Consider the following 6,106-nt stretch of genomic DNA (forward strand, 5'->3'; position numbering starts at 1 on the left):
ATTCCGGCAGACCGACATTTTCGGGGAATGAATGGACTCAGACAACAAGAATTCGATGTCATCGCACTCTAGTAAGTCTGATGATGCTCAAGGCGACGAGAGAGGTCAAGACAGAAGCGATGGGATCGCCCTGCCCGCGTATGTGGCTGGCTCCGGCTCGCTCGATCACCTGGTGGACACCGCCCGCGACTATGCGCGTGCCGCCGCCTCCGACAACACGCTGAAGGCCTACGCGAAGGATTGGGCGCATTTTGCACGCTGGTGCCGGATGAAGGGCACCGAGCCTCTGCCGCCTTCGTCAGATATGATCGGGCTTTATCTGGCGGATCTGGCCTCCGGGTCGGGCCCCTCCCCTGCGCTATCCGTCAGCACCATCGACCGGCGCCTCTCGGGCCTCGCCTGGAACTACGCACAGCGCGGCTTTTCCCTCGATCGCAAGAACCGCCATATCGCCACGGTGTTGGCCGGGATCAAGCGCAAGCATGCGCGCCCGCCTGTGCAAAAAGAAGCGATCCTGGCCGAAGACATTCTCGTGATGGTAGCCACCCTGCCCTACGATCTGCGCGGGCTGCGGGATCGGACGATCCTGCTCTTGGGTTATGCTGGCGGCCTGCGCCGCTCGGAAATCGTCAGTCTTGATGTGCACAAGGACGACACGCCGGACTCTGGCGGCTGGATTGAGGTACTGGACAAAGGTGCCCTGCTCACGCTCAACGCCAAGACCGGTTGGCGCGAGGTCGAGGTCGGTCGCGGCTCCAAGGATCAAACCTGCCCGGTGCACGCGCTCGAGCAATGGCTGCACTTCGCGAAAATCAACTTCGGCCCAGTATTCGTCGGCACCTCGCGCGATGGCAAAAGGGCATCCGAAACGAGACTGAACGATAAACATGTCGCGCGCCTGATCAAGCGCACGGTCCTGGACGCCGGCATCCGATCTGACCTGCCCGAGAAAGAGCGCCTGGCGCTGTTTTCCGGCCATTCTTTGCGCGCCGGTCTCGCCAGCTCTGCCGAAGTCGACGAGCGCTACGTCCAGAAACAGCTCGGGCATGCCTCGGCCGAAATGACCCGCCGCTATCAGCGTCGCCGCGACCGGTTCCGGGTGAACCTGACGAAGGCAGCCGGGTTGTGACGTGGATCAGGAGTCCTCGGACTTCAAAGCCGAAAGTGAGGCAACATGGCGAGGGAGATCGCTGCGGGAATGGATTATATCCACGATGATGACCTCGTCCGATCGATCCAGAAAGACCAGGAAATGCTCTCCTGCCCTTATGAACCGCAGATCTTCGACATCATCAACGAGAACTGCGCAACTCCGACTATGGGCTTGGCCATTCAGGATACTTTCACAGCGGTTGAGCAATTCGGCCTCGTAAAGCTCTGCTTGGCGCAGCCCGAAAGTTTCGACCGTCCATCTGGCGATTTCAGTGAGGCTGGCTTCCGCACGACGGGTCAGCCGGAAGGATCGGCTCATGAACGCGCGTGCGCAGCCGCAAAGGCCCTACGGATCGCATCTTTGCCACTGCCCTCAGCAAGATCACCCGCCTTGGCCTGCGCCAGACCTTCGAGAAGCCCTTGGCGGATGCTCGTGATCTGCGCCTCTTCCTGCTCGAGCAGCCTCAGGCCAGCGCGCATTGCTTCACTCACATTCTGGTAGCGCCCGGACGCCACTAGTGCTTGAACCAGATGGTCTTGGGTTTCAGTCAGGACAACGTTGCGTGTCACCATGGGTCAGGTCTCCTTTATTGGCAATATATGCCAACGCCACTTATTGATCAATACGTCATGCCGCCTGCCCACTGAGCCTACCATAAAAGCTGCGCTCGAGATGCAGCTCCCCTGCCCCGTCTTTCTCGAGCATACCCCGCAGATATCCGCCGGGTGAGGCAACCTCGCCTGCGCTGTGTTTCTCGAAAACGAGCGCAAACGCGGCCGTGGCCACCTGGGTGCCCATTTGATCCTGCGCCACGTTCCAGGCATGCTCAGAGATACCGATCATTGGCCTAAGCTGGCCGGCAACCCGGTGCAGATCGCCCCAATCCTTAAGGAAACCACCCATATTGCGGGCCCAGGACGCGAATTCCGGACAGGCTTGCATGATTGTCGGCAGATCGAGCGCCATCCGCTTCTTGCGCACCTCGGCAACCCAGTCTTCCAGATCCCTATCAACCTGCTCTTCGGGTAGAGGATTGTGCACCACACCCGCCGTTTCCTCTTTTTCAGAGGAATTACTAGTTACAGGATTAAGTTGATTTGTAGTTAGTATGTGAGGTTCGAAAATGGCCTCCCTGGGGTTCATTTCTTGAGTCTTCTCCATGACTTGGGCATCAATATTACCAGTGTTTTCCACAAGCTTCGCCGTGCCAGTCGCTTTGAGATAGGCCGCCTCCACCCGTTCCTGGAGTTCCTTGAACCAGGAGAGCAAACGTACAAGCTGCTCGGAGGCTTCCTGACGGCGCGGAAGACGGTCCAAGAGCTCCTCAAAGAGCCCCGTGAATTGGCTCCAGGGCCCGCGCAGCGCGTTGCTGATAGCCGCCTCGATCCGGGCTCGGATCATCCGGCGCGCCACAGTGATCTGACGCTTCAGGCGCTGGCAGAGCTCGCGCTCGGCCTGCAACTCGGCATGAAGTCCCTCGAACTCATCGACACGCGCCGAAAGCGGCGACAGATCGAAGCCGTAGGCCTCAACGATACGCCCATCTGCGTTCCTGCGGCCCCAGCGCTTGCCATTGGGGCTATCCTGGAAGGAAATCACGCCGATCTCAGCAAGCCGCCGTGCATGGCGCTTGAGCGCGGAGAGCGAGAACCCGGTCTGCTCCGTCAGATAGGCGTTCGACGCCCAGACGATCGGACGCTGCCCTTCCTCCCAGTCTTGAGCCTGGGTAAAGGCCCCGAGCGTGTCGAGGAGCATCATGTCTCCTGCCTTGAGGCCAATGTAGGCCCCCACCCGCTTCACGGCGACGAAGGCCCGCGTTTTGGGTACTGCCACCCGTTCACCGGCTAGGGCAAGCTGCTCAGCCGTAGCCAGCCCGGCCGTTGCTTTTCGCCACCCTGACGGATGGCTTATGTTAGACATAACTCTCTTGTTCTGAGACATGACTGTCTCAGCCGCTCCCTGTGGAGCATCACTAATTTTTTCCATCTTTATGCCAGCAACAAAGAAATCCCGTTCGCTCAGAAGCGTTTTCTCTTGTGTGGTGATTCGTTGGCTGCTAGATTCCAGGTGTCTAATCTAAGAATTGCGCTCTGCGCAGCAGCCCTCGAAGCTCCGGTTTCGGGGGTTTTCTTTGTTTGCCGTTCCTCCTTTCTGCTCGTCCTCAGTTGTCATCCACCAAATTTACATCTGTAAATTCGGCATAGGATTTTTTGATTATCTCTGCGAGATTGCTCTCAAGCCAGGTTGCAAACTCAGCGTTCGCGCCAGACTTCTTGACTGACAATGACAATGTTCCGCGGCCAGCTTTGATAGTCACGCCTTCCAACGGCGTTATCTCTCTAACCCCGCTCGACGTCTTCGCACCGCGCTTAGTCGCTTCCCTAATGAGAAATTCGAGGCGATCATCCGAACCCGATGAGGCGCTGATTCTGGCCAAGATATCGAGCGCTACGCGTTCAGTTAGCTTCTTTGAGAGAAATAATTCAGCCAGCTCCGTCCATTTTGGACGCCCGGACTTTGGTGCCGCGCCAATCAGGTCGCCGATCTTGACCGGGACGTTCTGTGTTACCTTTGTAAGGTGCGAATGACCCGACGGAGAGAGATTGAGAACCTGCCGAACAGTTGCCGCGTCGTGGCCCGCTGTCTGGATGGCCACGGCGAACCGCGCCTTCTCGTAAAAAGAGAGGTTCCGGCGCGCGGCATTTTCCAGCCCTTTCGCCAGCAAAGCCGTAGCATCGTCGATATCTTGGACGTTCGCGCGAACCTTGATTCCGATTTCGCGGCAGGCCTTTAAGCGCCGCCGCCCGTAAATAGCCTCGAAATGCCCTTCAATCGCCTTTGAACGCCGAACGAGAATGGGCACTTGCTGACCACCTTCTCGGATGCTGTTCTTTAGTCCTTCGAAGCTCTCGTCATCGTCTTCGACGTTTACAGCTGTAAACTCTTCAAGGCGATCTACTGGCCCCCAATCGTCGATTATATTGGGATCAATTTCTCGGATAGATGCCAGAGAACCTTGAAGGGCACCCAAAGCCGGAGCACTGGTCTTCGACGACCTCTCTGACGGCGCGCCGCCAGAACGAGCGATCGTATTTGCAATTCCGGACATATCGCGAAGTGATTTCCTAGCCATTACTTACGCCCCCACGATTGTTGGATCATCGTTTCGACCTCATGTCCCACAGCATCCATGGAACCCTTTGCACGGTCATATGTGGCCCGTGTCATTTCGGAACGGACCACCTCATAAATCGACTGCTTTAGCATGGTCGCGTCACTGATCGCTGTGCTCTTCAAGGCGGTTGCCGACATGACACGGTCTTGAAACAAAGCCCGCATGAAAGACGTTAGCTGCTGAGAGGGAACGTCCGTCGGTTCGTCTCGCGTGATCAGAAATTTGAAGTGATCATATTGGAGAGTTGCGCCAGCATCCTCAATCACACCCATATACGCTCCGGCTAGCTCAAGAAACTGAGCAGTTGACGAAACGTCCAACATCGATGGCGTTAGAGGGACAATCAAAGAACTAGCGGCAGCCATCCCAGCAATGGTCAAGAAACCAAGCTGTGGCGGGCTGTCCATCAACACCAGATCAAAATCATCTTCTACCTGTGCCAAAGCATTTCGGATACGAGTAAAGAATGGTTGGTCTGGGTTCGAATGAACGGCCGACTCAGTCTCAAACTCAGACAGCATCAAGCGGGACGGCGCAATCGAGAGCCCTGGAAAGTATGTTGGAACGACGACATCAGCCATGTTCACCGGCTCGTCGTAGCGGATCGCATCATAGACAGTCAGTCCATCGAACTCGATTTCAGGGCTGATCCCGCACATTGATGTGAGAGATCCCTGAGGATCCAGATCAACAACCAAGACCCGATATCCTCGAAGAGCAAAGTAGTGAGCGAGGTGGACGCTCGTCGTGCTCTTACTAGAACCACCTTTGAAATTCATCAGCTGCCAAATTTGCAACTGCTCCTCTCCCGAGCGGCGAGGCAGATAACGGCCTTTCTTCCGAGAGGTCTTCTCTAGAACTTCGCGCGCGTCCCATATCTCTTGGGCTGTATAGTAGCGCCGGCCACCCCGGATATCGTCTGGTTCAGGGATTGTACCCTCAGCGTGAACCTTTCGCATGAACTGTCCGGATACTCCCAAGAGCTCAGCGGCCTCAGGTGCCGAAAAAGAGCGTAGCGTCTTAGTGTTGTCTGGGGCAAAAGCAGAGAGCAGATGTTCCCTGATGGCAGCGTTGAGTCGTTCGGAAATCTCCGTTGCAAGAGCCGAAGGGCGCTCACTTGCCAATGGTGTCACAGGAATCATCTGGTTGCCCCAATTTCGAAAATGTGGCCTTTTTCGCGCCACTTGGGGATAAAAGCAGTGATTCACGCGACTAAGTCAAGATTTTTCCTCTATTTAGTGTCTATCAACGCTTGAAGAGACTATATCCACGACCGCGATCTAGGTTGATTTTACAGCTGTAAACGAATTGGCGGAGGTAAGCCCCCGCCAACTTTGGTTTCAGGTGGCGTCTTTGGGACCCCAAGGGATGACGGCCTGCAGGGACAGATCGTCCTGGTTCGCGGCCTTGCCGAGATTGGCGTTGAAGCCGTGATCGCGGATGGTCAGCGTGTAGTAGTCGGCGCCGGTCTCCTTGTTCTGCTTCTTCCAGATACCGCCGCATTCGACCAGCTTGCCGCGCGGGGAGCGGCCGAGGACGCGGTGCGTGGGGGCCATCGGGTTCGCGCTCGCGACGGGTTCGACCGTGATGTCGAGATCAAAAGTCAGGGTCGAGATGGAGCCGACGCCCTTGGCGGTCTCAAAGTCGGCGCTGGTGAATTTGATGCAGTTCGTGGTCATTGCTCTTCTCCTTGTTTGCGTTGCAATGATGGTCACCTTGCAGCTGGCCAAGGCCCGGACACACCGAAGGCGGAGCGTGAGCTGGAGAGGGGCAGGCGC

At 56.9% G+C, this 6,106-nt stretch carries 7 protein-coding genes; 1 reads left to right on the plus strand and 6 read right to left on the minus strand.

Annotated features, from left to right (window positions below; all coding sequences use genetic code 11):
• Positions 1–31 precede the first annotated feature (31 nt).
• Positions 32–1,129, plus strand: coding sequence for a tyrosine-type recombinase/integrase (locus tag C8029_RS20665; protein WP_107722878.1), 1,098 nt, complete (start codon positions 32–34; stop codon positions 1,127–1,129).
• Between the two features lie 6 nt (positions 1,130–1,135).
• Here C8029_RS20665 and C8029_RS20670 read toward each other — a convergent pair whose 3' ends face one another.
• The 6 genes from C8029_RS20670 to C8029_RS20695 all read right to left on the minus strand — a co-directional run bounded on the left by C8029_RS20670 (position 1,136) and on the right by C8029_RS20695 (position 6,007).
• Positions 1,136–1,471, minus strand: a complete 336-nt coding sequence (locus C8029_RS20670; RefSeq protein WP_107722877.1) for a type II toxin-antitoxin system RelE/ParE family toxin — start codon at positions 1,469–1,471, stop codon at positions 1,136–1,138.
• Positions 1,468–1,725, minus strand: a complete 258-nt coding sequence (locus C8029_RS20675) for a type II toxin-antitoxin system ParD family antitoxin (RefSeq protein WP_107722876.1) — start codon at positions 1,723–1,725, stop codon at positions 1,468–1,470. The genes C8029_RS20670 and C8029_RS20675 overlap by 4 nt, the downstream gene beginning before the upstream one ends.
• A gap of 55 nt (positions 1,726–1,780) precedes the next feature.
• Complete coding sequence (repC, locus tag C8029_RS20680; RefSeq protein WP_152003639.1) at positions 1,781–3,073, minus strand: plasmid replication protein RepC; 1,293 nt, start codon at positions 3,071–3,073, stop codon at positions 1,781–1,783.
• A gap of 241 nt (positions 3,074–3,314) precedes the next feature.
• Positions 3,315–4,286 carry a plasmid partitioning protein RepB gene (repB, locus tag C8029_RS20685; RefSeq protein WP_107722875.1) on the minus strand — a complete coding sequence of 324 codons (972 nt, stop codon included), beginning with the start codon at positions 4,284–4,286 and terminating at the stop codon, positions 3,315–3,317.
• Positions 4,286–5,470 (minus strand): plasmid partitioning protein RepA, encoded by a 1,185-nt coding sequence (gene repA, locus C8029_RS20690; RefSeq protein WP_107722874.1) that lies wholly within the window; start codon positions 5,468–5,470, stop codon positions 4,286–4,288. Before repA ends, repB begins: the two co-directional genes overlap by 1 nt.
• Positions 5,471–5,668: 198 nt before the next feature.
• Positions 5,669–6,007 (minus strand): DUF736 domain-containing protein, encoded by a 339-nt coding sequence (locus C8029_RS20695; protein WP_107722873.1) that lies wholly within the window; start codon positions 6,005–6,007, stop codon positions 5,669–5,671.
• Positions 6,008–6,106 lie beyond the last annotated feature (99 nt).

The sequence above is a fragment of the Roseobacter sp. TSBP12 genome (genome assembly GCF_009129705.1).
GTDB lineage: Bacteria > Pseudomonadota > Alphaproteobacteria > Rhodobacterales > Rhodobacteraceae > Celeribacter > Celeribacter baekdonensis_A.